The 23,856-nt window shown below is 68.3% G+C and carries 21 protein-coding genes; 10 read left to right on the top strand and 11 right to left on the bottom strand.

The annotated features are described in order from the left end of the window. Nucleotides 1-120: 120 nt before the first annotated feature. From ACIQCM_RS00185 to ACIQCM_RS00225, 9 genes are all read left to right on the top strand, one after another. Nucleotides 121-2,946, top strand: coding sequence for an aconitate hydratase (locus ACIQCM_RS00185; protein ID WP_400604168.1), 2,826 nt, complete (start codon nt 121-123; stop codon nt 2,944-2,946). Between the two features lie 128 nt (nt 2,947-3,074). Beyond that, nucleotides 3,075-5,048: a 1-deoxy-D-xylulose-5-phosphate synthase gene (gene dxs / locus ACIQCM_RS00190; protein WP_400604166.1), complete on the top strand. Its 1,974-nt coding sequence runs from the start codon at nt 3,075-3,077 to the stop codon at nt 5,046-5,048. Then, nucleotides 5,045-5,662: a DUF402 domain-containing protein gene (locus ACIQCM_RS00195; RefSeq protein ID WP_400604164.1), complete on the top strand. Its 618-nt coding sequence runs from the start codon at nt 5,045-5,047 to the stop codon at nt 5,660-5,662. The genes dxs and ACIQCM_RS00195 overlap by 4 nt, the downstream gene beginning before the upstream one ends. Next, a complete protein-coding gene (locus tag ACIQCM_RS00200) occupies nt 5,659-6,219 on the top strand; it encodes a hypothetical protein (protein ID WP_400604162.1) in 561 nt (186 codons plus the stop codon). The genes ACIQCM_RS00195 and ACIQCM_RS00200 overlap by 4 nt, the downstream gene beginning before the upstream one ends. A gap of 9 nt (nt 6,220-6,228) precedes the next feature. Beyond that, a complete protein-coding gene (locus tag ACIQCM_RS00205; RefSeq protein WP_400604160.1) occupies nt 6,229-7,206 on the top strand; it encodes an aldo/keto reductase in 978 nt (325 codons plus the stop codon). 4 nt (nt 7,207-7,210) lie between these two features. Continuing rightward, nucleotides 7,211-8,236, top strand: coding sequence for a nucleoside hydrolase (locus ACIQCM_RS00210; RefSeq protein WP_400604159.1), 1,026 nt, complete (start codon nt 7,211-7,213; stop codon nt 8,234-8,236). 141 nt (nt 8,237-8,377) lie between these two features. Next, nucleotides 8,378-9,196 (top strand): ECF transporter S component, encoded by an 819-nt coding sequence (locus ACIQCM_RS00215; protein ID WP_400604158.1) that lies wholly within the window; start codon nt 8,378-8,380, stop codon nt 9,194-9,196. A gap of 9 nt (nt 9,197-9,205) precedes the next feature. Further along, entirely contained in the window at nt 9,206-9,949 is a 744-nt protein-coding gene (locus tag ACIQCM_RS00220; RefSeq protein ID WP_400604156.1) for an energy-coupling factor transporter transmembrane component T, read from the top strand. A gap of 1 nt (nt 9,950) precedes the next feature. Next, on the top strand, nt 9,951-11,471 hold the full coding sequence (locus ACIQCM_RS00225) for an ABC transporter ATP-binding protein (protein WP_400604154.1): 1,521 nt from the start codon (nt 9,951-9,953) through the stop codon (nt 11,469-11,471). Between the two features lie 47 nt (nt 11,472-11,518). Here the strand turns inward: ACIQCM_RS00225 and ACIQCM_RS00230 are convergent, their stop codons facing one another. From ACIQCM_RS00230 to ACIQCM_RS00270, 9 genes are all read right to left on the bottom strand, one after another. Continuing rightward, on the bottom strand, nt 11,519-13,672 hold the full coding sequence (locus ACIQCM_RS00230; protein ID WP_400604152.1) for a 3-hydroxyacyl-CoA dehydrogenase NAD-binding domain-containing protein: 2,154 nt from the start codon (nt 13,670-13,672) through the stop codon (nt 11,519-11,521). After that, nucleotides 13,669-14,922 carry a thiolase family protein gene (locus tag ACIQCM_RS00235; protein WP_400604150.1) on the bottom strand — a complete coding sequence of 418 codons (1,254 nt, stop codon included), beginning with the start codon at nt 14,920-14,922 and terminating at the stop codon, nt 13,669-13,671. The genes ACIQCM_RS00230 and ACIQCM_RS00235 overlap by 4 nt, the downstream gene beginning before the upstream one ends. 126 nt (nt 14,923-15,048) lie before the next feature. Further along, nucleotides 15,049-16,383, bottom strand: coding sequence for an HRDC domain-containing protein (locus ACIQCM_RS00240; RefSeq protein WP_400604149.1), 1,335 nt, complete (start codon nt 16,381-16,383; stop codon nt 15,049-15,051). 50 nt (nt 16,384-16,433) lie between these two features. Next, the gene (locus tag ACIQCM_RS00245; protein WP_400604147.1) at nt 16,434-17,105 is read right to left on the bottom strand and encodes a DUF3000 domain-containing protein; all 672 of its coding nucleotides are present in this window, start codon (nt 17,103-17,105) and stop codon (nt 16,434-16,436) included. Between the two features lie 49 nt (nt 17,106-17,154). Then, a complete protein-coding gene (locus ACIQCM_RS00250) occupies nt 17,155-18,270 on the bottom strand; it encodes a threonine aldolase family protein (RefSeq protein WP_400604311.1) in 1,116 nt (371 codons plus the stop codon). A gap of 16 nt (nt 18,271-18,286) precedes the next feature. After that, complete coding sequence (locus tag ACIQCM_RS00255) at nt 18,287-19,072, bottom strand: SDR family oxidoreductase (RefSeq protein WP_400604145.1); 786 nt, start codon at nt 19,070-19,072, stop codon at nt 18,287-18,289. Next, nucleotides 19,069-20,436, bottom strand: coding sequence for a DUF6421 family protein (locus ACIQCM_RS00260; protein WP_400604143.1), 1,368 nt, complete (start codon nt 20,434-20,436; stop codon nt 19,069-19,071). Before ACIQCM_RS00260 ends, ACIQCM_RS00255 begins: the two co-directional genes overlap by 4 nt. 138 nt (nt 20,437-20,574) lie before the next feature. Further along, nucleotides 20,575-20,973: a peptide-methionine (R)-S-oxide reductase MsrB gene (gene msrB, locus ACIQCM_RS00265; protein ID WP_400604141.1), complete on the bottom strand. Its 399-nt coding sequence runs from the start codon at nt 20,971-20,973 to the stop codon at nt 20,575-20,577. A 14-nt stretch (nt 20,974-20,987) separates the two neighbouring features. Continuing rightward, nucleotides 20,988-21,479 carry a hypothetical protein gene (locus ACIQCM_RS00270; protein ID WP_400604139.1) on the bottom strand — a complete coding sequence of 164 codons (492 nt, stop codon included), beginning with the start codon at nt 21,477-21,479 and terminating at the stop codon, nt 20,988-20,990. Between the two features lie 75 nt (nt 21,480-21,554). Here ACIQCM_RS00270 and ACIQCM_RS00275 point away from each other — a divergent pair, with 75 nt between their 5' ends. Next, nucleotides 21,555-22,847 carry an alpha/beta hydrolase family protein gene (locus tag ACIQCM_RS00275; RefSeq protein ID WP_400604137.1) on the top strand — a complete coding sequence of 431 codons (1,293 nt, stop codon included), beginning with the start codon at nt 21,555-21,557 and terminating at the stop codon, nt 22,845-22,847. Nucleotides 22,848-22,851: 4 nt separating this feature from the next. Here ACIQCM_RS00275 and ybaK read toward each other — a convergent pair whose 3' ends face one another. Next, nucleotides 22,852-23,358 carry a Cys-tRNA(Pro) deacylase gene (ybaK, locus tag ACIQCM_RS00280; RefSeq protein ID WP_400604135.1) on the bottom strand — a complete coding sequence of 169 codons (507 nt, stop codon included), beginning with the start codon at nt 23,356-23,358 and terminating at the stop codon, nt 22,852-22,854. Nucleotides 23,359-23,365: 7 nt separating this feature from the next. Next, nucleotides 23,366-23,827, bottom strand: a complete 462-nt coding sequence (locus tag ACIQCM_RS00285) for a SufE family protein (RefSeq protein WP_400604134.1) — start codon at nt 23,825-23,827, stop codon at nt 23,366-23,368. Nucleotides 23,828-23,856: the final 29 nt, after the last annotated feature.

Genomic DNA, 23,856 nt, shown 5'->3' on the forward strand with positions numbered 1-23,856 from the left:
TCGCGCCCGTAATCACGGCCGGCCGTGTGCAATTTTCGGGCCCGAACTAATTAGGGCGTCCTAACTAGCAGGCGGTCAACCGCGCGACAAAGATGAAACTGTTGCGAGAGGAGTCCTGCGATGAGCACTGTGGACAGCTTCGGTTCAAAAGGCAAACTTAATGTAGCCGGAACCGAATACGAAATTTTCCGGTTGAACTCCGTTGAAGGTGCAGAAAACCTTCCGTTCAGCCTCAAGGTATTGCTTGAAAACCTGTTGAGGACCGAGGACGGCGCGAACATCACTGCCGATCACGTCCGCGCCTTGGCAGGCTGGGATCCCAACGCCCAGCCCGATACAGAAATCCAGTTCACGCCGGCCCGCGTGATCATGCAGGACTTCACCGGCGTTCCCTGCGTGGTGGACCTGGCGACCATGCGTGAAGCGGTCAAGGAACTGGGCGGCGACCCCAAGCGGGTCAACCCGCTGGCACCGGCCGAGATGGTTATCGACCACTCGGTCCAGATCGACGCCTTCGGCAACTCCGGCGCACTGGAGCGCAACATGGAGATCGAATACCAGCGCAACGGGGAGCGCTACCAGTTCCTGCGCTGGGGACAGACCGCGTTCGACGACTTCAAGGTGGTTCCCCCGGGAACCGGCATCGTCCACCAGGTCAACATCGAATACCTGGCCCGCACCGTCATGACGCGTGAAGTGGACGGCGCCCTCCGCGCCTACCCCGACACCTGCGTGGGCACCGACTCGCACACCACCATGGTCAACGGCCTGGGCGTGCTCGGCTGGGGCGTCGGCGGCATCGAAGCCGAGGCGGCCATGCTCGGCCAGCCCGTCTCCATGCTGATCCCGCGCGTCGTGGGCTTCAAGCTCAGCGGCAGCATCCCCGCAGGCGCCACCGCAACCGACGTAGTGCTGACCATCACCGAAATGCTGCGCAAGCACGGTGTGGTGGGCAAGTTCGTGGAGTTCTACGGCGAAGGCGTCGCCGCTGTGCCGCTGGCCAACCGCGCCACCATCGGCAACATGAGCCCGGAATTCGGTTCCACCGCTGCCATGTTCCCGATCGACGACGTCACCCTGGACTACCTGCGCCTCACCGGCCGGTCCGAGCAGAACGTCGCCCTCGTCGAGGCCTACGCCAAGGAACAGGGCCTCTGGCACGATCCTTCCCGCGACATCAAGTTCTCCGAGTACCTCGAGCTGGACCTGTCCACGGTTGTTCCGTCCATCGCCGGCCCCAAGCGCCCGCAGGACCGCATCGAACTGACCGAGGCCAAGGACGAGTTCCGCCACGACCTCAAGAACTACGTTTCCCACGAAGCGGACGCCGGCACCCTGGACGAGTCACTTGAGGAATCGTTCCCCGCTTCCGATGCACCGTCCTTCACCGCCGGAGCCACCCATATCTCCGACACCGACCGTGAACCGCCGAAGTATTCGGCAGCGCACGGCGGCGCGGGACGCATCTCCAAGCCCGTGCCGGTCAAGATGGCGGACGGGCGCGAGTTCGAGCTGGACCACGGAGCGGTAACCATCGCCTCCATCACGTCCTGCACCAACACGTCCAACCCCTCTGTCATGCTGGCCGCCGCAGTGCTGGCCCGCAACGCCGTCGAGAAGGGCCTGACCGCCAAGCCGTGGGTCAAAACTTCCGTCGCCCCGGGCTCGAAGGTTGTCACCGACTACTACGAGAAGTCCGGCCTGACCCCCTACCTGGAGAAGCTGGGCTTCTACATCGTGGGCTACGGCTGCGCCACCTGCATCGGCAACTCCGGGCCGCTGGAAGCCGAGATCTCCGAGGCCATCCAGGCCAACGACCTTGCCGTTTCGGCCGTCCTCTCGGGCAACCGCAACTTCGAAGGCCGCATCAACCCGGACATCAAGATGAACTACCTGGCCTCCCCGCCGCTGGTCATCGCCTACGCCCTGGCCGGATCCATGGACTTCGACTTCGAGACCGATGCGCTCGGTAAGGACGAGGCCGGCAACGACGTCTTCCTGAAGGACATCTGGCCCAACCCGGTTGAGGTCCAGCAGGTCATCGACTCCTCGATCGACAAGGACATGTTCACCAGGGGTTACGAGGGCGTTTTCGAGGGTGACGAGCGCTGGAAGGCGCTGGACACCCCTGCCGGTGACACCTTCGCCTGGGATCCGAACTCCACCTACGTCCGGAAGCCCCCGTACTTCGAGGGCATGCAGGCGCAGCCCGAACCGGTCAAGGACATTACCGGTGCCCGCGTCCTGCTGAAGCTCGGCGATTCTGTCACCACCGACCACATCTCCCCGGCCGGTTCGTTCAAGTCCGACACCCCCGCCGGGCAGTACCTGCTGGCCAACGGTGTGGAGCGCAAGGACTTCAACTCCTACGGTTCCCGCCGCGGCAACCACGAGGTGATGATCCGCGGAACGTTCGCGAACATCCGCATTAAGAACCAGATCCTGGACGGCGTCGAAGGTGGCTACACCCGCGACTTCACCCAGGAAGGCGGCCCGCAGGCGTTCGTCTACGACGCCGCGCAAAACTACCAGGCAGCCGGCACCCCGCTGGTGGTCCTGGCCGGCAAGGAGTACGGTTCCGGATCGTCCCGTGACTGGGCCGCCAAGGGCACCGCGCTCCTGGGCGTCAAGGCCGTCATCGCCGAGAGCTACGAGCGCATCCACCGCTCCAACCTCATCGGCATGGGCGTCCTGCCGCTGCAGTTCCCGGCCGGCGAGTCCGCAGCCAGCCTCGGCCTGAGCGGCACGGAGACGTTCTCCGTTGAGGGCGTCACCGCCCTGAACGAAGGCACCACCCCGAAGACGCTCAAGGTCACGGCAACCGCCGAAGACGGTTCCGCCACCTCGTTCGACGCCGTCCTGCGCATCGACACCCCGGGTGAAGCGGACTACTACCGCAACGGCGGCATCCTGCAGTACGTGCTCCGGCAGATCTCCGCCAACTAGCGGGTCCTGCCAGCAGGCACCATTTCACCGAAGCCCCGGCCGGTCAGTGACCAGCCGGGGCTTCGGCTTTGCACCCAGACCAACGCGTTAGAGTTAAACGGCACGTCTACCACCCGAAGGAGGGGTCATTGGGAATCTTGGACACCATCCGGAATCCGCAGGACCTGAACGAGTTGACCGAAGAACAGCTGTCGCAGCTGGCTTCGGAGATCAGGGAGTTCCTGATCACGAACGTCTCCCAGACGGGCGGGCACCTCGGACCCAACCTGGGCGTGGTGGAACTGACGCTGGCCGTGCACCGCATATTCGACTCCCCGCGGGACAGCATCGTCTTTGATACCGGGCACCAGTCCTATGTGCACAAACTGCTGACCGGACGCCAGGATTTCAGCACCCTCCGCCAGGAAGGCGGCCTTTCGGGCTACCCCTCGCGCGCCGAGTCGGAGCACGACATCGTGGAAAGCTCGCACGCCTCCTCCTCTCTCTCCTGGGCAGACGGCATCTCCCGCGCCCGCCAGCTCACCGGCCAGGGCGACCGGCACGTGGTGGCAGTTGTGGGCGACGGCGCCCTCACCGGCGGCATGGCCTGGGAAGCGATCAACAACATCGCGGCGGACAAGAAGCGCCGCGTAGTGATCGTGGTCAATGACAACGGCCGCTCCTACGCTCCCACCGTGGGCGGCTTCGCCGACTACCTCGCGTCGCTGCGCCCCACCATTGATTCGTTCCGTGCCGCTCCGGCGTACGAGGTGGCCCTGGACTGGTGGAAGAAGAAACTCCAGAACGGCGGCCCCGTCGGCCAGTTCACCTACCGCAGCCTGCATGCCATGAAGAAGGGCATCAAGGACTGGTGGGCTCCCCAGGGCATGTTCGAGGACCTCGGCATGAAGTACATTGGCCCCGTGGACGGGCACAACCTCCAGGCCATGGAGCATGCCCTGTCCACGGCCCGGAACTACAACGGTCCGGTCATCGTGCACGCGATGACCGAGAAGGGCCACGGCTACGCTCCGGCCCGCGCCCATGAGGCTGACCAGTTCCATGCCGTCGGCATCATCGACCCCGAAACCGGGGAACCCACGGGCAGCGGCGGCGCCCAGTCCTGGACGTCCGTCTTCGCAGACGAAATCGCGGACATCGCAGATGAGCGCGAAGACGTCGTCGGCATCACCGGTGCCATGCTCATCCCGGTGGGCCTGCACAAGTTCGCCGCCCGCCACCCGGACCGGGTGATCGACGTCGGCATCGCCGAACAGCATGCCCTCACCTCAGCTGCCGGCATGGCATTTGGCGGACTGCACCCCGTGGTGGCCGTCTACGCCACCTTCCTGAACCGGGCCTTCGACCAGCTGCTCATGGACGTCGCGCTGCACAAGGCCGGCGTGACCATCGTCCTGGACCGGGCCGGCGTCACAGGACCGGACGGGGCCAGCCACCACGGCATGTGGGACATGGCCATGGTCCAGATCGTGCCCGGCCTGCACCTCGCCGCGCCCCGTGACGCCAGCCGGCTTCGGGAAGAGCTCCGCGAGGCGATGGCCATCAACGACGCCCCCACCGTGGTCCGCTTCTCCAAAGGATCGGTCGGCGCAGAAGTCGAAGCGCTCGAGCGGCTCAGCGACGGCGTGGACGTGCTGGCCCGCCGTCCCGCCGGCTCCACCGACAACGACGTCCTGATCGTCAGCGTGGGCGCCATGTCCGAGCTGGCGCTGGATGTCTCCAACCGGCTGGGCGCTCAGGGCATCAGCACCACCGTCGTCGACCCCCGCTGGGTCCTGCCCGTGCGGCGTTCCATCGTGGCGCTGGCCTCGCACCACCGCCTGGTGGTCTGCATTGAGGACGGCGTGCGTGCCGGTGGAGTGGGGTCGCGCATCCGGCAGGAAATGCGTGCCGCCGGGGTGGACACCGCCCTGAACGAGGTGGGCCTCCCCGTCGAGTTCCTGGACCACGGCACGCGCAGCCAGGTCCTGGAGCGCGTCGGCGTCACCGCACAGCAGATTACGCACGACGTCGTTGCACAGGTTTTGGGAACAAAGGTCCCCTTTGCGCGTCCCCTGCCCGGCCAGCAGCACCCCACCACCGGCAGCCTTCCCATCCTGTGAGGGGCGAGGCGGAACTCAAATACCCCGGGGTGCTGGGCGAGCCCGCCGGCCCCGGGCACCCCGGCGCCACGCGGGTTCCGGAGGGCCTGCGGCCCGGCCAGCTGGTGGTGGCACGGAACCGCAAGTGGAACGGCAAGGCGCACTGGGTGGTACCGGGCCGCTACCTGGGGGAGGACCGGCACGGCTGGTGGATCTTCCAGGGCACCAACGAGTTCTGTTCCCGACCGGGTGCCGCGTTCTACACGCGGTCAGATGCCGTGCTGCTGATCCCGCGCGAGGGCCAATGGGTGGCGACGTTCTACGATGACGCCCACCCCGGCGGAGTCCGCGTCTACATCGACCTTGCAGTCGCCCACGAATGGCACCCCATCCGGCGGGACGTCACGGAATTCCACGTGATCGACATGGACCTTGACGTGGTGCGCACTGCGGACCGCGGCGTCTTCATCGACGATGAGGACGAATTCGCCGAGCACCGGGTGGCCATGGATTACCCGCAGGCGCTGGCCGGACAGCTCGAGGCCGCAGCAGACCAGCTTTTACACGCCGTCAAGGCACAACACGCACCGTTCGACGGCAGTGACGCCGAATGGTTTACCAAAGGACGCACATGAGCGGCATCATCAGGGTTTACCGGCGCGACGACGAAGGTGTCCTCCACTTCCGGGAGGCCTGGTTCGATGAGGACTACAGCCAGTTCGTGATGAACTATGGCGTGGTGGGCCACCAGAGCAAGACCGAAGAGACCGACGTGCCCGATTCCGGCGCCGCGGAGGGCCTGCTGGACGCATTCGCGGCACAGTGCGCGGAGGACGGCTATGCCGAGATCCCGGACGAGGAGCAGTCCTGGGTGGTTGCCCAGTTCGCCCTGAAGACCCGGGAGGGCACGGACCGCGACCGCTACCTCCAGGAAAAGGCCACCGATGCGCTTATCAGCCACCTGGCCTGGCGTGGCCTGGGCACCGTGGAACGTTCGGAATTCACGGACTACAAGCTGAACATCTTTTGCCTGTCTCCGGAAGTGAACAAGGCCGTGAACGCCATCAAGGTGTGCATCCGCGGCGAGGACCTGGATTTCACCAAGCTCAGCATCGGCGCCGCACCGTTCGGGCAGCCGGACCGGTTCAAGCTCAAGCACTCGGCCAAACCGGCAAACAGCTTCAGCCTTTAGGAGGGTTCCGTGACCTCGTACCGACGCGTCGGCAAATCCGGACTTACTGTTTCCGCGGTGGGCCTGGGCTGCAACAACCTGGGCCGTGCCAACACGGCCACCGAATCCCAGGCCGGCACTGATGCGGTGGTCCACGCAGCCCTGGACGCCGGCATTACACTTTTCGACGTCGCTGACACCTACGGCCGCGAGCCTGGCCTGAGCGAAACGATGCTGGGCAGGGCCCTGGGCGGACGCCGGGCCGAAGCGGTGCTGGCCACCAAGTTCGGCATGGACATGAAGGGGGCCAACGGCGCCGACTACGGCGCGCGGGGTTCGCGGCGGTACATCATCCAGGCCGTGGAGTCCTCCCTCCGCAGGCTGGCGACAGACTGGATCGACCTTTACCAGTTCCATACGCCGGATCCGCTCACGCCCATCGACGAGACCCTCGCAGCCCTGGACGGCCTGGTCCGCAGCGGCAAGGTCCGCTACATCGGCCACTCCAACCGGGCCGGCTGGCAGATCGCGCAGGCCGAATACGTTGCCCGCGAACTCGGCACCACCCGCTTCATCTCCACGCAGAACCACTACAACCTCCTGGACCGGCGCGCCGAACTGGAGGTCACACCGGCCGCGGAGGAATTCGGCCTCGGGGTGTTGCCGTACTTCCCGCTGGCCAACGGGCTGCTGACCGGGAAATACGCTCCGGGCCGGGCTCCGGAGGGATCCCGCCTCAGCCACACCCGGACCCACATGGTGGAAGACGCCGACTGGGACCAGCTTGGCAGGTTCAGCCTGTTCGCACGGGAACGAGGGCTGACCGAGGTGCAGGTGGCCTTCGCCTGGCTCGCGGCCCGGCCGTCCGTGGCCAGCGTCATCGCCGGCGCCACGAGCCCCGGGCAGGTACGGGAGAACGCGGCCGCCGCAGGGTGGACACCGTCGGCGGAGGACCTCGCGGAACTGGACACGATCTTCCCGGCCGTTCCCAAAGTGGCCCCCTTCTAGCCCGGTGGCCGCCTTCCTGCTGGACGTGGACACGGGCATCGATGATGCCCTGGCCTTGGTGTACCTGGCCGCGCTGCCGGACACCGAATTCGCCGCCGTCACGGCCTCGCCCGGCAACGTGGACGCGGACCAGGTGGCCCGCAACACCCTTGCCCTGCTGGAGCTTTGCGGGCGGCCGGACGTGGAGGTGGCCATCGGGGCCCGCGCCCCCCTGTCCATCCCGTTGCTCACCACCCCCGAAACCCATGGGCCGCAGGGCATCGGCCATGCCGTCCTGCCGGAACCGCAGGGAAGGCTCTCGCCGCGAAACGCCGTCGACCTTTGGATTGAAAAGGCCCGGGCGCGCCCGGGGGAGCTGACGGCGCTCATCACCGCGCCGATGACCAACTTCGCCCTGGCCCTGCGGCAGGAGCCGGACCTGCCGGAACTGCTCGCGGGGGTGGTCATCATGGGCGGATCCTTCTACTACCAGGGCAACACCACGCCCACAGCGGAATGGAACACCCACGTGGACCCGCACGCGGCCAAGGAAGTCTACGCCGCGTACCGCGGCCGGCCCGTGGACAGGCTGCCCGTCGTCTGCTCCCTGGACACCACGGAGCGCATGGAACTTCGCCCGGAACACCTCCGGCTGCTGGCCGAAGCCGCGGGCGCCTCGGTACCTGAGCTGGTCCTGCCGGAGCAACCCGAAGGGCAGCGCAGCACCTCGGACAACATGGTTATCCGCCACCTGTCGGACGCCCTTCGGTTTTACTTCGAGTTCCACCGGCTCTACGACCAGGGATACCTGGCCCATGTCCACGACTTCTTCGCTGCGGGTGTGGCAGCCGGCACCCTGGAGTATTCTGCCCGGCCCGCGACGGTGGATGTGGAGGCGGATTCGCCGCTCCTGGCCGGCACCACGGTGGCTGACTTCCGCGGCCTGTGGGGAATCCCGCCGAACGCCCGGATCGTAACGGGCAACAATCCCCGCCAGGCCTTCGCTGAACTGGTGTCAACGGTCGGCCGCCTGGCGCGGGAACGCGGCTGAGCGGCGGCCGGAGCCGGCGGTAGAATGGGGGCGGTCCGGCCAGGCACTGCTGCCCGGCCGCCGCTGCCGAGGTGACATAGGCGGCGTTCCCCAGGGCCCGGAACCTCCGGGCCTCCCGCGCCTGCACCCAAAGGAAACCGCATGTCATCGCCCTCCCTGACGTTGCCGTCCCCGGCACCCGCCGCCGCCCGCCGGCGCCGCCTGCTCGAGATCCTCGGCGCCGTGGCCATCGCCGGCACCTACATCTACCTCGTCCTGAACCAGCCGGCAGATATCACAGGGGGCCCCGGCAGCGCCTCGGCGCTGATTGCGCTCTCCGGTTTCCTGGCCGGGGCCGTCCTGCTGATCATCGCCGTCCTGCCCACCCTGCCCACCTCCACGCTGGTGCTGATCCCGGTTGCGCTGGTCCTGAACATCGTGCTGGGCCAGTTCGTGGGCAGCACCCTGGTGCCGTTCTACCTCGACGCGATAGGCACCGTGCTCATCGCGGTCCTCGCCGGCCCCGCCGCCGGTGCTGCCACGGGTGTGCTCAGCAGCATCGTCTGGTCCTTCTTCAACCCCACGGTCCTGCCCTTCGCCGCCGGCGCCGCGCTGATCGGCTGCCTGGCCGGGCTGGCCGCCCGCTACGGACTCTTCCGCCGCTTCTACCTGGCCCCCGTGGCCGGCTTCGTCACCGGCATCCTGGCCGGCGTGGTCTCGGCCCCGGTAGCCGCCTTCGTATTCGGCGGCACCTCCGGCGTTGCCACCGGTGCCATCGTCAGTGCCTTCCGCGCCATGGGCGATTCGCTGCTGACCGCCATCACCAAGCAGGCCCTGATTTCGGACCCGATGGACAAGGCGATCGTGTTCACCGTCGTGGCAGTCCTGGCATACGCGCTGCCACGCCGGGCCCGCCTGCAGTTCCCGTTCGTGCGCCGCCACCGCGTGCTGGCCGGCAAGGTGCCCGGACAGGACGCCTAGGCCACCTGCATGCGCCTTCACCCGCTGACCTCACTGGCAGCGGCCGGCAGCACCGCGGCCATTACGACGGCGGCGGCGAGCCTGCCGCTCTCACTGGCCGTGACCGCCGGCTGCGCTGCCCTTGCCCTGCGGGGCGGGACAGCGCGCCGGGTCCTTCCCGCGGCGGCAGCCGTCCTGCTGCCGCTGGCGGTGTCGCTGCTGATGGTGCACGGGCTCTTTTTCCCGCAAGGACGTACCGTTTTGGCGCACTGGGGACCTGTGCTCATCACCGCCGAGGGCCTGGCCTTCGCGCTGGAGCGGACTGCCCTGCTGGGCGCCGTCGTGGTGTGCCTGCTGTTGTTTTCCTTCACCGTCAAAATGCCGGACCTTGTGGCTGCCCTGTCCGCCCGGGGCGTCCGGGGCCGGGTTGCTTTTGTCCTGGCCTCCACGCTGACACTGCTGCCGGCCATTACGGCCAGGACCGCAGTGATCCGGCAGGCCCAGGAGGCCCGGGGCCTGGTGATCCGCCGGGGGCTGCTGCACCGGGTGCCGGCGTTCCGGCTGCAGGCGGTACCACTGGTTCTGTCGCTCATCGAGGAAGCCGGCGTCCGCGCCGCAGCCCTGGACGCCCGCGGCTTCAGCAGCACCGGCCCGCGCACCAGCTACCGGGAAGTGCCGGACTCCAACGGGCAGCGAATCCTGCGCGCCGGCCTGGTTCTGGCGGCGGCGGCCGCCGTGGCCGCCCGGCTCTGGACTACCGCGGCTGGAGGCTAGCATGCATGCCACTCCCGTCCCGGCCCTTGCCGCCGGGATCCGGTCCTTTGCCTTCCATGGGGAGGGCACGCCCGCGCTGAACGGGGTGGACGTTTCCTTTGCGCCAGGCTCCTGCACGGCGATCATCGGGGCCTCCGGCAGCGGCAAATCCACCCTGGGCCGGCTCCTTGCCGGCTGGCTCAGCCCCGGCAGCCACGGCACGTTGCACGGCCACCTGGCCGCGGCAGGCACCGTGCTGGAATTCGACGGCGGCCCCGAAGACCCGCGGATCGACCCCGCCGCGTGGGGCCGGCTGGTGGGCTTCGTTCCGCAGGACGCCGCCGCGGCCGTGTCCACCGTCCGCGCCACCGTGGCGGAGGAACTGGCCTTCGGGCTCGAGAACGCCGGCGTGGAGCGGGCAGCAATGGCCGCGGCCGTGGACCGCACGGCGGCGCTGGTGGGCCTGGATGCCCTCCTGGAACAGGACCCTGCCACCCTCTCCGGCGGACAACTCCGCCGCCTGGCCATCGGCTGCGCAGTGATCAGCGGACCGCCCGTGCTGGTGCTGGACGAGCCGGCCGCCTCGCTGGACAGCGAGGGCCTTGCAGAACTGGTGCGGCTGGTAGGGGACCTGTCAGCGGCGGGCACCGCCGTCGTGATCCTCAGCCAGGCGGTGGACGAACTGGTCCTGGCCGCCCCCGACTGGGTTGTCCTGTCGGCGGGCACGGCCGCCGCGCGCGGGCACCGGGATGAATTCCTGCAGGGGGAGGCGTTGCTGCCCGCCGCGGTCCGCAGGCCGCTGTTTGGCAGGCCCGGCTCTGCGCCCCGTGCAGTCCCCGCTGCCCATCATGCGGAATCCGGGAAGCCGTCCGCAGCCGCGCTGGAATTCCGGGCCGTGGCGTTCAGCTATCCCGGCGCGCGCACCAAAAGTCCGGCACGTCCTGTCCTTGACGGCGTTGACCTGACGGTGCGGCCGGGCGAAATCGTGGCTGTCACGGGCGCCAACGGCGCCGGAAAATCCACGCTGCTGCGCCATGCCAACGGGCTGCTGCAGCCGGACCGGGGCACCGTCCTGGTGCAGGGGCGCGGCATTACCGGCAAACCCGTAGGGGAGGTGGCGGCGTCCGTGGGATTCCTGTTCCAGCATCCGCGCCACCAGCTGTTCGAACGGTCCGCCCTGCGCGAGGTCAGATTCGGCCTGGAGCGGCTTTTCCCGGCCGCGGAAGCGGACCGGCGCGCCCGCGCCGCGCTGGAGGCCGTTGGCCTGTTGGCGGCGGCGCATCTCCACCCGGCCGAGCTCCCCGGGTCCCGGCAGCGGTTGCTCGCCCTGGCCACCGTCCTGGCCCGCCGGCCGGCGGTGCTGGCCCTTGACGAACCCACCGTGGCGCTGGACGCGGATGGCCTGGCCGTCCTGGACGCGGCGGTGCGGTCCGCTGCGGCGGAGGGCGCCGCCGTCGTACTGGTCACGCATGACCTGGATTACGCACGGACGGCGGCCCACCGTGTCGTGGCGCTCGAGGACGGCCGGCTGGCAGGCAGCTAGGTCCCCGCCGGCCGGCACGCCACCCCGCCAGTGCCGGGTGGCCCCGGTTACACCGCGCCGGGCCGGGATGCGGTGCCGGGCGGCAGGAAGCGCTTGCCGTTGACGCGTTCCGAGGCGCCCACCCTGTCCAGGTATGGAGTGATGCCGCCCAGGAACACGGGCCAGCCGGCGCCCAGGATCATGCATAGGTCGATGTCCTCCGGACCGGCCACCACTCCTTCGGAGAGCATCAGCCCGATCTCCTCCGCCAAGGCGTCCTGGGTCCGCCGCAGCACCTGGTCCGCGGTGGACGGGGAGCTGCCCAAGGACAGCAGGGACATGGTGGAATCCGGAATGGACCGCGTCCCGTCCTGGCCCTCCACCCACAGGGTCCGCACGCCGTTGTCGATGAGCTTCTGCAGGTTGGTGCTGACCGGGAAGCGGTCGCCGAACGCGTCGTGCAGGGACTCCTGGACGTGCTGCGCTACGGGAAGGCCCACCATGGCGAGCAGCGTGAACGGTGTCATCGGCAGGCCCATGGGACGCAGGGCATTGTCCGCCACCTCGGCGGGGGTTCCCTCGTCGAACGCCGCCGTTACCTCACCCATCAGCCGCAGCAGGATCCTGTTGACCACAAAAGCCGGCGCGTCCTTGACCAGTACACCGGTCTTCTTCAGTGCCTTGGCCAGTTCGAAGGCCGTGGCCAGGACGGAGTCGTCCGTGCGCGGGGCGCGGACGATTTCCAGGAGCGGCATCACGGCCACCGGGTTGAAGAAGTGAAAGCCCACCAGCCGCTCCGGGTGCCGCAGGTCCTCTGCCATGGCGGTAACGGACAGCGAGGACGTGTTCGTGGCCAGGATGCAGTCCTCGGCCACGATTGCTTCCAGCTCGGCGAAGACCTGCTTTTTGACGGCCAGTTCCTCGAAGACGGCCTCGATCACGAAGTCCGCGTCCACGAAGGCCTGTTTCGACACCGAACCGGTGACCAGTGCGCGGGTGCGGTTGGCTGCGTCCTGGCTGATGCGCTTCCTGGCCAGGAGCTTGTCCACCTCGGCGTGGACATATGCCACGCCCTTGTCCACGCGTTCCTGGTCGATGTCCGTGAGGACCACGGGAACCTTAAGCTGGCGGGCGAACAGGAGCGCCAGCTGGCCGGCCATCAGCCCGGCACCCACTACGCCGATCTTGGTGACCGGGCGGGCGAGTTTGCGGTCAGGAGCCCCCGCCGGACGCTTGGCGCGCTTTTGGACCAGGTCCAGGAAGGCATAGACCGTGGACCTGAATTCGTCCGTCTGCATGAGGTCTGCCAGCGTTTCGCACTCCAGGTCGGCGGATTCGGCCTGGCTCAGGGCGCGGCTGGCTTCCATGACATCCAGCACCTTGGCCGGTGCCGGCGCGGCGTTGGAGGTCTTGGCCTCAACGAAGGCACGGCCGGCCTCAATGGCGGCGGACCAGCGGGCGGCCACCTCCGGGGACAACGGGTCCACGGCCTTGGCCCTCTCCGGGACCACCTCGCCGGAGATGACCTTCGCGGCCCATGCCAGGGACTGTTCCAAAAAGTCCGCGGGCTCGAACAGGGCGTCCGCGATGCCCAGGTCAAAGGCCTGGGGGCCGGAGAGGGTGCGGTTGTTGCTGAGCGGGTTCTCGATCATTACCCGCACCGCGTTTTCCGGACCGATGAGGCGCGGCAGGATATAGACGCCGCCCCATCCCGGGACCAACCCGATGAATGCTTCGGGCAGGGCCAGGGCGCCGGCGCCGGAGGAGACGGTCCGGTAGGTGGACTGCAGCGCAATCTCCAGGCCGCCGCCCAGCGCGGCGCCGTTGATGAATGCGAAGCTGGGGACCCCCAGGCTCGCGAGGGTTGAGTAGACGTCGTGTCCCAGCTGCGCCATCAGGCGGCCTTGTTCGCGTTCCTCCAGCGACTTCACTGCGGAGAGGTCGGCCCCGGCCACCAGGTAGTACGGCTTGCCCGTGATGCCGACGCCGACAATTTCGCCGCGGGCTGCACGTTCGCGCAGTCCCTCCAGGACCGTGCCCAGTTCCACCAGGGTGTTCGGCCCCAGGGTGGTGGGTTTGGTGTGGTCCAGGTCGTTGTCCAGGGTGATAAGGGCGAAGGTGCCGCCGGCCGCAGCGGGAAGCTGAATATCCTGGACGTACGAGTGGGTGACCGTCTCGCCGGGAAAGAGGCCGGCGAATGTGGTGAAATCTGCTGCGCTCATGCCATGGCTCCTTCGGTGGCGGTTCCGCTATAGGCGGGGTGGTGCGGGTTTTCCCAAATGACGGTGGCGCCCATGCCCAGTCCAACACACATCGTGGTGATGCCGTACCGGACCGACGGATCTTCCTCGAACTGGCGGGCCAGCTGGATCATCAGCCGGACACCGGAGGATGCCAGCGGGTGGCCCACGGCGATGGCGCCGCCGTACCGGTTGACCCGGGGGTCGTCGTCGTCGATGCCGAAGTGCTCCAGGAAACTGAGCACCTGGACGGCGAACGCCTCGTTGATCTCGAACAGTCCAATATCCCCGATGGAGAGGCCGGCGTTCCTGAGTGCCTTCTCCGTGGCCGGGACCGGACCGATGCCCATGACGTCCGGCGCGACCCCGGCGTAGGCATAACTGACCAGCCGCATCCGCACCGGCAGGCCCATGGCCATGGCGGTGTCTGCGGAGGCCAGCAGCGCTGCCGTGGCGCCGTCGTTGAGGCCCGCGGCGTTGCCTGCGGTGACCCGGCCGTGGGCGCGGAAGGGAGTCCGGAGGGACGCCAGGTCTCCCATCGTGGTGTCCGGCCGGGGCGGCTCGTCCACGCTGTGGACGGTCCAGCCCTGGCCCGGCTTGCGGGCCGCGACGGGGACCAGGTCCGGCTGGATCCGGCCGGCGCTGTAGGCTGCCGCCAGCTTCTGCTGCGACGCCACGGCATAGGCGTCTGCGCGTTCCTTGGTGATGGAGGGGAACCGGTCATGCAGGTTTTCGGCCGTGTTGCCCATGTTCAGCGCGGCCGGATCCACCAGGCGTTCGGACATGAACCGCGGGTTCGGGTCCGCCCCGGAGCCCATAGGGTGGTTGCCCATGTGTTCCACGCCGCCGGCAATCACCACGTCATAGGCGCCGAAGCCGATGCCTCCGGCCGTTGAGGTGACCGCTGTCAGGGCGCCGGCGCACATGCGGTCGACGGCGAATCCGGGCACCGTGCGGGGCAGCCCCGCCAGCAGTGCCGCGGTGCGGCCGAGGGTAAGGCCCTGGTCGCCGGTCTGCGTGGTGGCGGCTATGGCAACCTCGTCGACCTTTTCGGGCGGCAGTGACGGGTTGCGGCGGAGCAGTTCGCGAAGGCATTTGACGATCAGGTCGTCTGCGCGGGTGCCGGCGTAGATTCCTTTCTCACCGGCGCGGCCGAAGGGGGTGCGGAGGCCGTCGACAAAGACGACGTCCCGGATCGTGCGCAGTGGTGCGCCGCTTCCGTGGTGGCTCACGTGTAACTCCTCATTGAGACGTAGGCGCCGGTTGCATGCAGCGGTACGGCAGGCGGGCGGCAGTAACCCCGATGTTACTCGTGAGTAACTTAGCCCGCAAGGGCAGTCCCAATGTTGCCGCGCGGGTTACGCCCCGGCGGCCGCTTCCGGGTTCTTCGGCTCCTTGGGGGGCAAAGGCTGCGGATCGAGGAAGGCCCGGGTGATCAGCGGTGCAGTGAGTTCAACCTGCCACTCGCGCGCTCCCAGGCTGCGCAGCTCGGCCGCAATGGACGCCTCTCCCAACTCCGTGGGCGGCCGCCACGCCACGCGTCGAAGGTGGTCCGGGGTGAGGAGGTTCTCCAGCGGCAGGTTCAGCTGGTCGGCCTTCTCCTGCAACAGCGGGCGGGCGGTGGCCAGGCGGGCTGCGGCTTCCGGATCCCGTTCAGCCCAGACCCGGGGCGGAGGCGGGGCATTGGTGGGCAGGTGCAGCGGAGGCAGGTCCTCCAGGTCCCGGGCGGCGGCAATGCAGCGCAGCCATCTGGGCGCCTCGCGCTGGGCCGCACGGCCGTGGAACCCCTTGGTGCCCAGCAGTTGCGGCACCGTGGTGGGCATCGCCTTGGCCGCCGCGACCAGTGCGGAGTCCGGAATGAGCCGGCCGGGGGCCACATCGCGCTTTTGCGCCAGGGCGTCGCGTTCGAGCCACAGTTCGCGCACGGCGGCCAGTTGTCTGCGGTCCCGGATCTGGTGCAGCCCGGACGTCTTCCGCCAGGGATCGGCGCGGGGCGGTGCCACCCCGGCCGCCAGGATGGCCGCGAACTCCTGTTCTGCGTACTCCAGCTTTCCGTCCGCCTGGAGGAGTTCGATGAGTTCTTCCCGGAGTTCGGTGAGCACTTCAACGTCCAGTGCGGCGTAGCGCAGCCACGGTTCGGGCAGCGGCCGGGTGGACCAGTCGGCCGCGGAATGTTCCTTGGCCAGCCCGAAGCCCAGCAGCTGTTCGATCACGGCTGCGAGGCCCACCCGGGGCAGGCCGGCGAGGCGTGCGGCCAGCTCCGTGTCGAACAGCCGGTCCGGCCACATGCCCAGCTCCAGGAGGCACGGGAGGTCCTGGCTGGCAGCGTGGAGGATCCACTCGACGCCGCTGAGGGCATCGTTGATGATGTCCAGGTTCTCAAAGGGTTCGGGATCGATCAGCCACGTGCCGGATCCCTCCCTGCGGATCTGGACCAGGAAGGCCCGCTGGCCGTAGCGGAACCCGGAGGCGCGCTCTGCATCCACCCCGGCGGGGCCCGTGCCGGCGGCGATGGCGGCGGCGCAGCGTTCCAGGCCGGTTTGGGTTTCGATCACCAGGGGCACACCGTCGCGGGGTGCGTCGAGGTCGATGACGGCGGGGATGGGGCTGTCGAAGCCCTCAACGGTGATGTGGGGTGCGGTGTCAGCAGCCGGAGCGCCGGCCGTGGTGTTTTCCGGAATGTCAGGGGTCATGGTGCCCTCCAGTTTACCCGGCGGCGGCTTCCGGGCTCCGTTCCTGCCCGTCATTCGGGGCGGGTGCCCGGGTTCCGGCGGCGCTGGGGGAGTGCCGTCACACCGTCAGGCAGGGGTGGCAGGCCGGCGAAAGTACAGACCATGTCGCACCAGGCTTCCAGGTGCGCGGTGACGTCGGAGGATGCCGGTGTCCACGACGCGCGCAGCTCGATGTCGATGGTCCCCGGGCGCTCGGCCAGGGTGCCAAAGCTTTCCGAGAGCACGCGGGTGGCGGTTCCGCCGGCCGCCCGGTAGGCGGCCCTGTGGCTCTCCAGGGCTTCCACGAGCCAGGTCCAGGCCACCGAACCGAGCATTTCATCGTTGCCCATGTCCGGCTCGAGCTCGGCCCGGATGTAGGTGACGATGCGGAAGTCGCCGTCCCATACCTCCGAGCCGGCGGGATCGTGCAGGAGGATGAAACGTCCAGTGGCCAGTTCAGATTCTGAATCGTCGCCCGTGGCAGAAGCGGCCGCAAGCGCCATCCTGGCCGGGCCATGGACGGCCGCTGCGGGGGTTCCCGCACCCGGGGCGAGGACCTCTGCGCCCAGTGCGACAGCGAAGGGTGCCAGCCGCGCAGGCGCAGGAATTTCCGCAAGCCGGAGCTCCCGGCGGCTTTGGGCTTTCCTGAGGGCTCCCAAGGCGTCCAGAAACGCCGGGGGAACCTGGTCAAGTGCGTTCACCATCGCAGATTACGCAAATCCGCCGGGCAAGCGGGGAAGGCTCGCCGTCGGCTCAGCCCGCCGTACTGCCCGGGGTGCCGTCTGCAGCGCCGCGGCCCTGGAGCTCGCGCCGGATCACCGCGGCGAAGGCGTCGATGTCCTCTTCGGTGGTATCGAAGGAACACATCCAGCGCACCTCGCCGGTGGCCTCGTCCCAGTCGTAGAACCGGAAGGATTCGCGCAGCCTGTCCGCAACGCCCGGCGGCACTATGGCGAAAACGCCGTTCGATTCGGTCTTCTGGGTGGGCCGGACGCCCGGAACGCCTTCGACGGCGGCGCGCAGCCTCGTGGCCATGGCATTGGCGTGCGCCGCTGACCGGAGCCAGAGATCACCTTCGAGGAGCGCGATGAACTGGGCTGACATGAAGCGCATCTTCGAGGCCAGCTGCATATTCATCTTGCGAAGGTAGACGAGGCCCTGCGCGGCGTCAGGGTTCAGGGCCACCACCACTTCGCCGAAAAGCAGTCCGTTCTTGGTTCCGCCGAAGGACAGGATGTCCACCCCGGCGTCACGCGTGAAGGCCCGCAGCGGCAGGTCCAGGTGGGCCGCCGCATTGGCCAGGCGGGCGCCGTCCATGTGCAGCTTCATGCCCCTGGCGTGCACGTGGTCGGCGATGGCCCGGACTTCCTCCGGCGTGTAGCAGGTGCCCAGTTCCGTGGTCTGCGTGATGGACACGGCCAGCGGCTGGGCGCGGTGTTCATCGCCCCAGCCCCATGCCTCCCGGTCGATCAGTTCCGGGGTGAGTTTTCCGTCGGGGGTGGGGACCTGCAGCAGCTTCATGCCGCCGATGCGCTCCGGCGCGCCGTTCTCATCCATGTTGATGTGGGCGGTGGCGGCGCACACCACCGCACCCCAGCGGGGGAGCAGCGACTGCAGCGACAAGACGTTAGCACCGGTTCCGTTGAAAACGGGGAAGCACTCGATGCCAGGGCCGAAGTGCTGCTCCATGACCTCCTGGAGCCGTGCGGTGTACTGGTCTTCCCCGTAGGCCACCTGGTGGCCTTCGTTGGCGGCGGCCAGCGCCGCGAGGATTTCCGGGTGCACGCCCGAATAGTTGTCGGAGGCGAATCCGCGCACCGACGGGTCGTGGAGGCGCAGGGCGGTGCCGGCTTCGGCAGTGGTTGTCATGGTTTTGCTCACACTTTCAGTGTAGGTACTGCGGCGGGGCCGCGGGTTGCGGGGCCCGCCGCGCCGCTGCTGACGGTTCCAGGCGTACGCGTGTCCCGTTCAGTCCCGCTGCGGGCTGGCCAAACAGGCGCACGACGGCGCCCGCCAGGTCGGCGACGTCCGTCGCCCCCGGGAAGGACCGTTCCGGGTGGCTGCGGCGCAATTCATCATCCACCAGTGCCTTGACCACCAGGACGACGGCGGCCGCTTCCCCGGCGCCGGACTCGGCGGCACGTCGGAAACCGTCGGCCATGGCCATGGTCCATGCCTCGGCCGCGGCTTTGGCCGCGGCGTAGCTGGCCACGGCGGCTGTAGGCTTTTCCGCCATGGTGGAGGACACGATGGCGAACCGGCCACGCGGGGAAGCGGCGACGTCCTCGAAGAAGGTCCGGGACACATTGCGCAGCGTGGTTATGGAACCGCGTTCCAGGAACTCCCAGTCGTCGTCGGACTGGTCCGGAATGCCCTTGGCGCCGCGCCAGCCGCCCACCAGGTGGATAACAGCGTCCACCGGCCCGGCGGCTGCGGATACATCCTTACGCAGCCGCCGGACGTCGTCGAGGCCCGCAAGGTCGCAGACCAGGGGTGTGACGCCGTCGCCCGCCTGGTGTGCGGCTGCCTCGATCCGCTGCCGGTCGGAACCGACCGTGAAGACCCGGCAGCCTGCCGCGCTAAGCGCACGGGCCACCGCCACGCCGGAGGCCCCGCTGCCGCCCGTGACCAGGACGTTCAGCGGGGATTCTTCGGCCCGAAGGCTGCTCACAGGGCGGACCTGCCCGTGATGCCGGCGGTGGACTCGATGACGGGACGCATTTTCTTCTCCAGTGCTTCGTAGAACATGGACAGCGGGAACTCGTCATCCAGGACCTGGTCAGTCAGTCCCCGCGGCGGACCGGCCAGCGGCAGCGCGTCCGGGCCTTTGGCCCAGACTGATGCCGGATTCGGGGTGACCGTGGCGGCGATCAGCTGGTAGGCCGCCAGCCAGTGCGCGGTCTTGGGCCGGTCGATTGAACGCCAGTACAGGTCATCGATTTCGGCCCCCAGGGCGATGACGGCGTCGGCAACCTCGTCCCAGTCGATGGTGAGCCGGGTATCGGTCCAGTGGAGGACATGGTGCTGGTGCAGCCAGGCGAAGAGGAGCTGTCCGCCGAGGCCGTCGTAGTTGCGGACACGGCTGCCGGTGATGGCGAAGCGGAAGATGCGGTCGAAGATGATGGCGTACTGGACCAGCCTGGCGTGGCGCCTGGCCTCGGGGGCTGCCTCCTCGTCCTTTTCGATCCGCACCGACTCACGGAACGCGGTGAGGTCGCACCGGAGCTCTTCCAGGGAGTACAGGAAGTAGGGCATCCGCTGCTTGATCATGAAGGGATCGAAGGGCAGGTCACCGCGCATGTGCGTCCGGTCGTGGATGAGGTCCCACATGACGAAGACGGACTCCGTGAGGTCCTGGTCTGCCAGCATTTCCGCGGCATCCCCGGGGAGCTCGAGTTGCGTTGTGGCCGAGGCGGCCTTGAGCACGCGGCGGAACCGGGCCGCCTCGCGGTCGGCGAAGATGGCGCCCCAGGTGAATGTGGGGGTGCTGGACACGGCCACCGTCTCGGGGAAGAGCACAGCGGAGTTGGTGTCGTAGCCCGCCGTGAAGTCGAGGAACCGGATGGGGACGAACAGCTTGTTGGAGTAGTCACCGGCCTCCAGCCCGGCAATGAACTCGGGCCAGACCACCTCGATGAGGACCGCTTCGACCAGCCGGTTGCTGCTGCCGTTCTGCGTGTACATCGGAAAGACCACCAGGTGCTGGAGGCCATTGACGCGCTGCTCCTGCGGTTGGAAGGCCAGCAAGGATGCCAGGAAATCGGGGACGCCGAAGCCCGCGGCTGCCCAGGTCTGGAAGTCGGCGCAGGCTGCCTCGAGGTAGGCGGCATCGTGCGGAAAAGCCGGGGCCAGGGCCCGGATGCTGTCAACGATCACGCCAACGTGGGCTGCGGCTGCGGCATGGGTGCCGGCGTCCGGAACGGACCCGTCCTGCGCCTGCAGCGGCTGCAGTGCGGCGGCGGCGGACTTGAGCCGGAGCCAGTCCTTGTTGTCCGCGGAAATGCGGGTAGCTGCGGTGGTCAGGGTTGCGGTCATCGTCGGCTGCCTTTCTGTTGCTGTGCTCTGATTGCGAGCGTAGCAAGCCAACAGCATGACTAACTCAAATTCGACGTAAGCATAAGAAGGACTGTTGCTTAGGGTGGCCCCGGCGAGGTTGAGGACCACCCTTGGCAATCAGTCCTCCCGCGGGACCAGCCTAAGTGAAACCGAGTTGATGCAGTACCGCTGGTCTGTGGGCGTCCCGTACCCTTCGCCTTCGAACACGTGGCCCAGGTGGGAGTCGCAGTTGGTGCACCGGACTTCGATCCGGTCCATGCCGAGGGTGCGGTCGTGGATGTAGCGGACCTTGTCCTCGGCCAGCGGCGCCCAAAAGGATGGCCAGCCGCAGTGCGAGTCGAACTTCTCGTTGCTGGTGAACAGTTCCGCCCCGCACGCCCGGCACTGGTACACCCCGGCGGTATGGGTGTCCCAGTATTCGCCCGTGAACGGCCGTTCAGTGCCCGCCTGCCGGAGGACGTGGTACTCCTCAGGGGTCAGTTCTTCCCGCCACTGTGCATCTGTCTTGCTGTCCATGGTTGTTCCAACGCCTACGAGTCGCCGATAAATCCCGAGCCGGCATAAAGATGGAGGACGGGAAGGCCCAACTGGTCCTGCGCCTTGTTGGCCCAGTCTGTGTGGAAGGTGTCAGCTACCGCGTGCGGCCGGGTGATCACTACCGCCTGGGATGCTCCGGTCTCCCGGACCTTGGCTACGAGCCCGTCCACTGCCCCGCCTTCTACTACCTCTCCGGCCACGCCTGAACCAAGGCCGGCCAGGGCGCTGAGGGAGGTGGCCAGTGTCTCGGCAGCGTGGGCCCGCTCGGTGGTGGGATCGGGCGCGTGGGCTGTCAGGTCACGGAAGGCCTTGGCGACCTCCAGCATGGAAAGGTTTTCCAGGAAGTCCACCAGAAGGTGCCGCTCGGTGTTGGCGGGAACCAGGACGAGCAGTTGGGTGTCCGTCCCGTCCACCAGTCGTTCGATGTTCAGGCGGTCGTCCGCCCCCAGCGGTTCTTCGGTCAGGATGACGATGGGATCACTCATGGCCTTAGCCTAGTCCCGCGCCTGCCCGGCCGCACCAATTCGGGCTTCCCCGTGCGCGGCGGTAAGAATAGTGCCATGGCATTCCTGCAGCGATCCCGCCCGGCGCCCGCCCCTGTCCCGGAACCGGGCCGGATGTCCCTCCGCACCAAGTGGGCCGTTGGCGGCGCCATCGCGGGCGGCGGCATTGGCGGGCTCCTGGCCACGGGATCATCCGCCCTGGCCGTGTATTTTGCCCGCCGCGTGATTACCCCGGCGCGCCAGCGCGCGTCGGACCAGGAAGTCCTGGCCGTGATCCGTGACGGAAGCAGCCTGCAGGTCATTTTCGCTGCCACCGACGACACCACGGTGGACGGGACGTATGGCTTCTTTTTCGACAACGGCAAGGGGCACGCCCGCATCGGCCGCATCGTTTCCTACTCACCGGCGGACCGGACAGTGCAGCGCGAGGTCGAGGCCGTGTACGCCGGGGACCTCTCGGCCGCCCGCTGGGGCTGGTGGAGCGGTGCGCTGTACCCGGACCCGGCCGCCGTCGGGCTTCCCGCCGAAGACGTGCTGATCGATGTGGAACGAGGGCAGGCTCCGGCCTGGCTGGTGCGGGCCGGCGGGACCGCGCGCACCTGGGCCGTCATGGTGCACGGCCGCGGCGCCACCCGGCAGGAGGCGCTGCGCGCCGTGGGGCCGGCGCTGGAGCTCGGGCTCACCAGCCTGGTGGTGTCCTACCGCAACGACGGCCTGGCACCGTCCGCCGATGACGGGCGCTATGGGCTGGGCTCCACGGAGTGGCGCGATGTCGAAGCGGCCATCGCCTACGCACTGGCCAACGGCGCCGAGGAAATCGTCCTTTTCGGCTGGTCCATGGGCGGAGCGATCTGCCTGCAGACGGCGGACCTGTCCCGGTACCGGCACCTGATCCGGGCCATGGTGCTGGATGCGCCGGTCATCGACTGGGTCAACGTCCTGGCCCACCATGCCCAACTGAACCGTATCCCTTCCCTGGTGGGACGCTACGGGCAGCTGATGCTGGGGCACCCGCTGGGGCGCCGGCTCACCGGACTCTCCGCTCCGGTGGACCTGAAAGCCATGGACTGGGTGTCCCGTGCGGTGGAACTCCGCACGCCCACCCTGATCATCCACAGCGTGGATGACGAGTACGTGCCGTACGAACCGTCCGCGCTGCTTGCGCAGCGGAACCCGGAGATGGTCACGTTCGAAACCTTCGACCGCGCGCGGCATACCAAGGAGTGGAACGTCGACCCCGAGCGCTGGGAACGCCTGGTCAAGGCCTGGCTGCGGGGCAGGCTGGCGCCCCGGGCAAACCCGGGCGGTGTCATGGCGCCTGTCGGGTCGACCGGCGGGGAGCCCCGCTAGGCCGTCACAGCTGGATGGAGCTGATCGCCGCCGTGACGGCGTTGGTGAGGCGGACCAGGTCTGCAGGCGACAGTTCGATGTCCAGTCCCCGCCGGCCGCCGGACACCAGCATGGTCTCGAGCGCCAGCGCGCTGGCGTCCAGGACAGTCGGGGAGGGGAGCCGCTGGCCCAGCGGCGAAATGCCGCCGAGTACATAGCCGGTGCGCCGCTGCGCCGCCGCGGGGTCAGCCATCGCCGCCTTCTTGGTGCCCATGGCGGCGGCGAAGGCCTTGAGGTCCAGGGTGCCGCTGACCGGGACGATTCCAACAGCAAGCCGGCCATCCACCTCGACCATGAGAGTTTTGAAGACGCGTGCGGGGTCGATGCCCAGGACAGCCGCGGCCTCCGCACCGTAACTGGCCGCCGCGGGGTCGTGGTCGTAGGGGTGCAGCACGAAGGGAACCCCGGCGGCCGCCGCTGCGGCCGTTGCCGGGGTTCCATGTGCAGATGTTTTGGCGCTCCTGCGTGCCATGCTTCGCCTAGGAGTGCGCTGCCGGAATGGCGGCCACCTTGCGCTTAATGCGGCCCAGCATTGCCGTCATCCCGCGCATGCGCAGGGGCGTGATGGCCCGCGTCAGGCCCAGCAGTTCGGGCATGTCGTCCGGAACGGCGAGGATGTCCTCCGCCGGGAGCCCGTCCAGCCCTTCATGGAGCACCCCGGCAAATCCGCGGGTGGTGGGCGCCTCGGCGGGTGCCTTGAAGTAGAGCCTGACCGCCGGGGAGGAACCGTCGTCGTTCTTCTCCGCTTCGATGGTGAGGAACAGCGGCGACTGGCATTCCACCACCTGTTCGAGCAGTTCCGGGTGGTCCCGCAGCCGCTCGGGCAACTCCGGGAGCCCCTGGGAAAATTCCAGCAGGAGCTGCAGGCGCTCGGGTTCGGAGACGGCCTGGAAGTCGTCGACGATGGCCGCCAGGGCGGAAGGCAGGGCTTGGGTACTCATCGGTCCAATTCTACGCGGAACTGGTTGCG

Origin of the sequence: Pseudarthrobacter sp. NPDC092439 (assembly GCF_044754945.1) — a bacterium.
Taxonomy (GTDB): domain Bacteria; phylum Actinomycetota; class Actinomycetes; order Actinomycetales; family Micrococcaceae; genus Arthrobacter.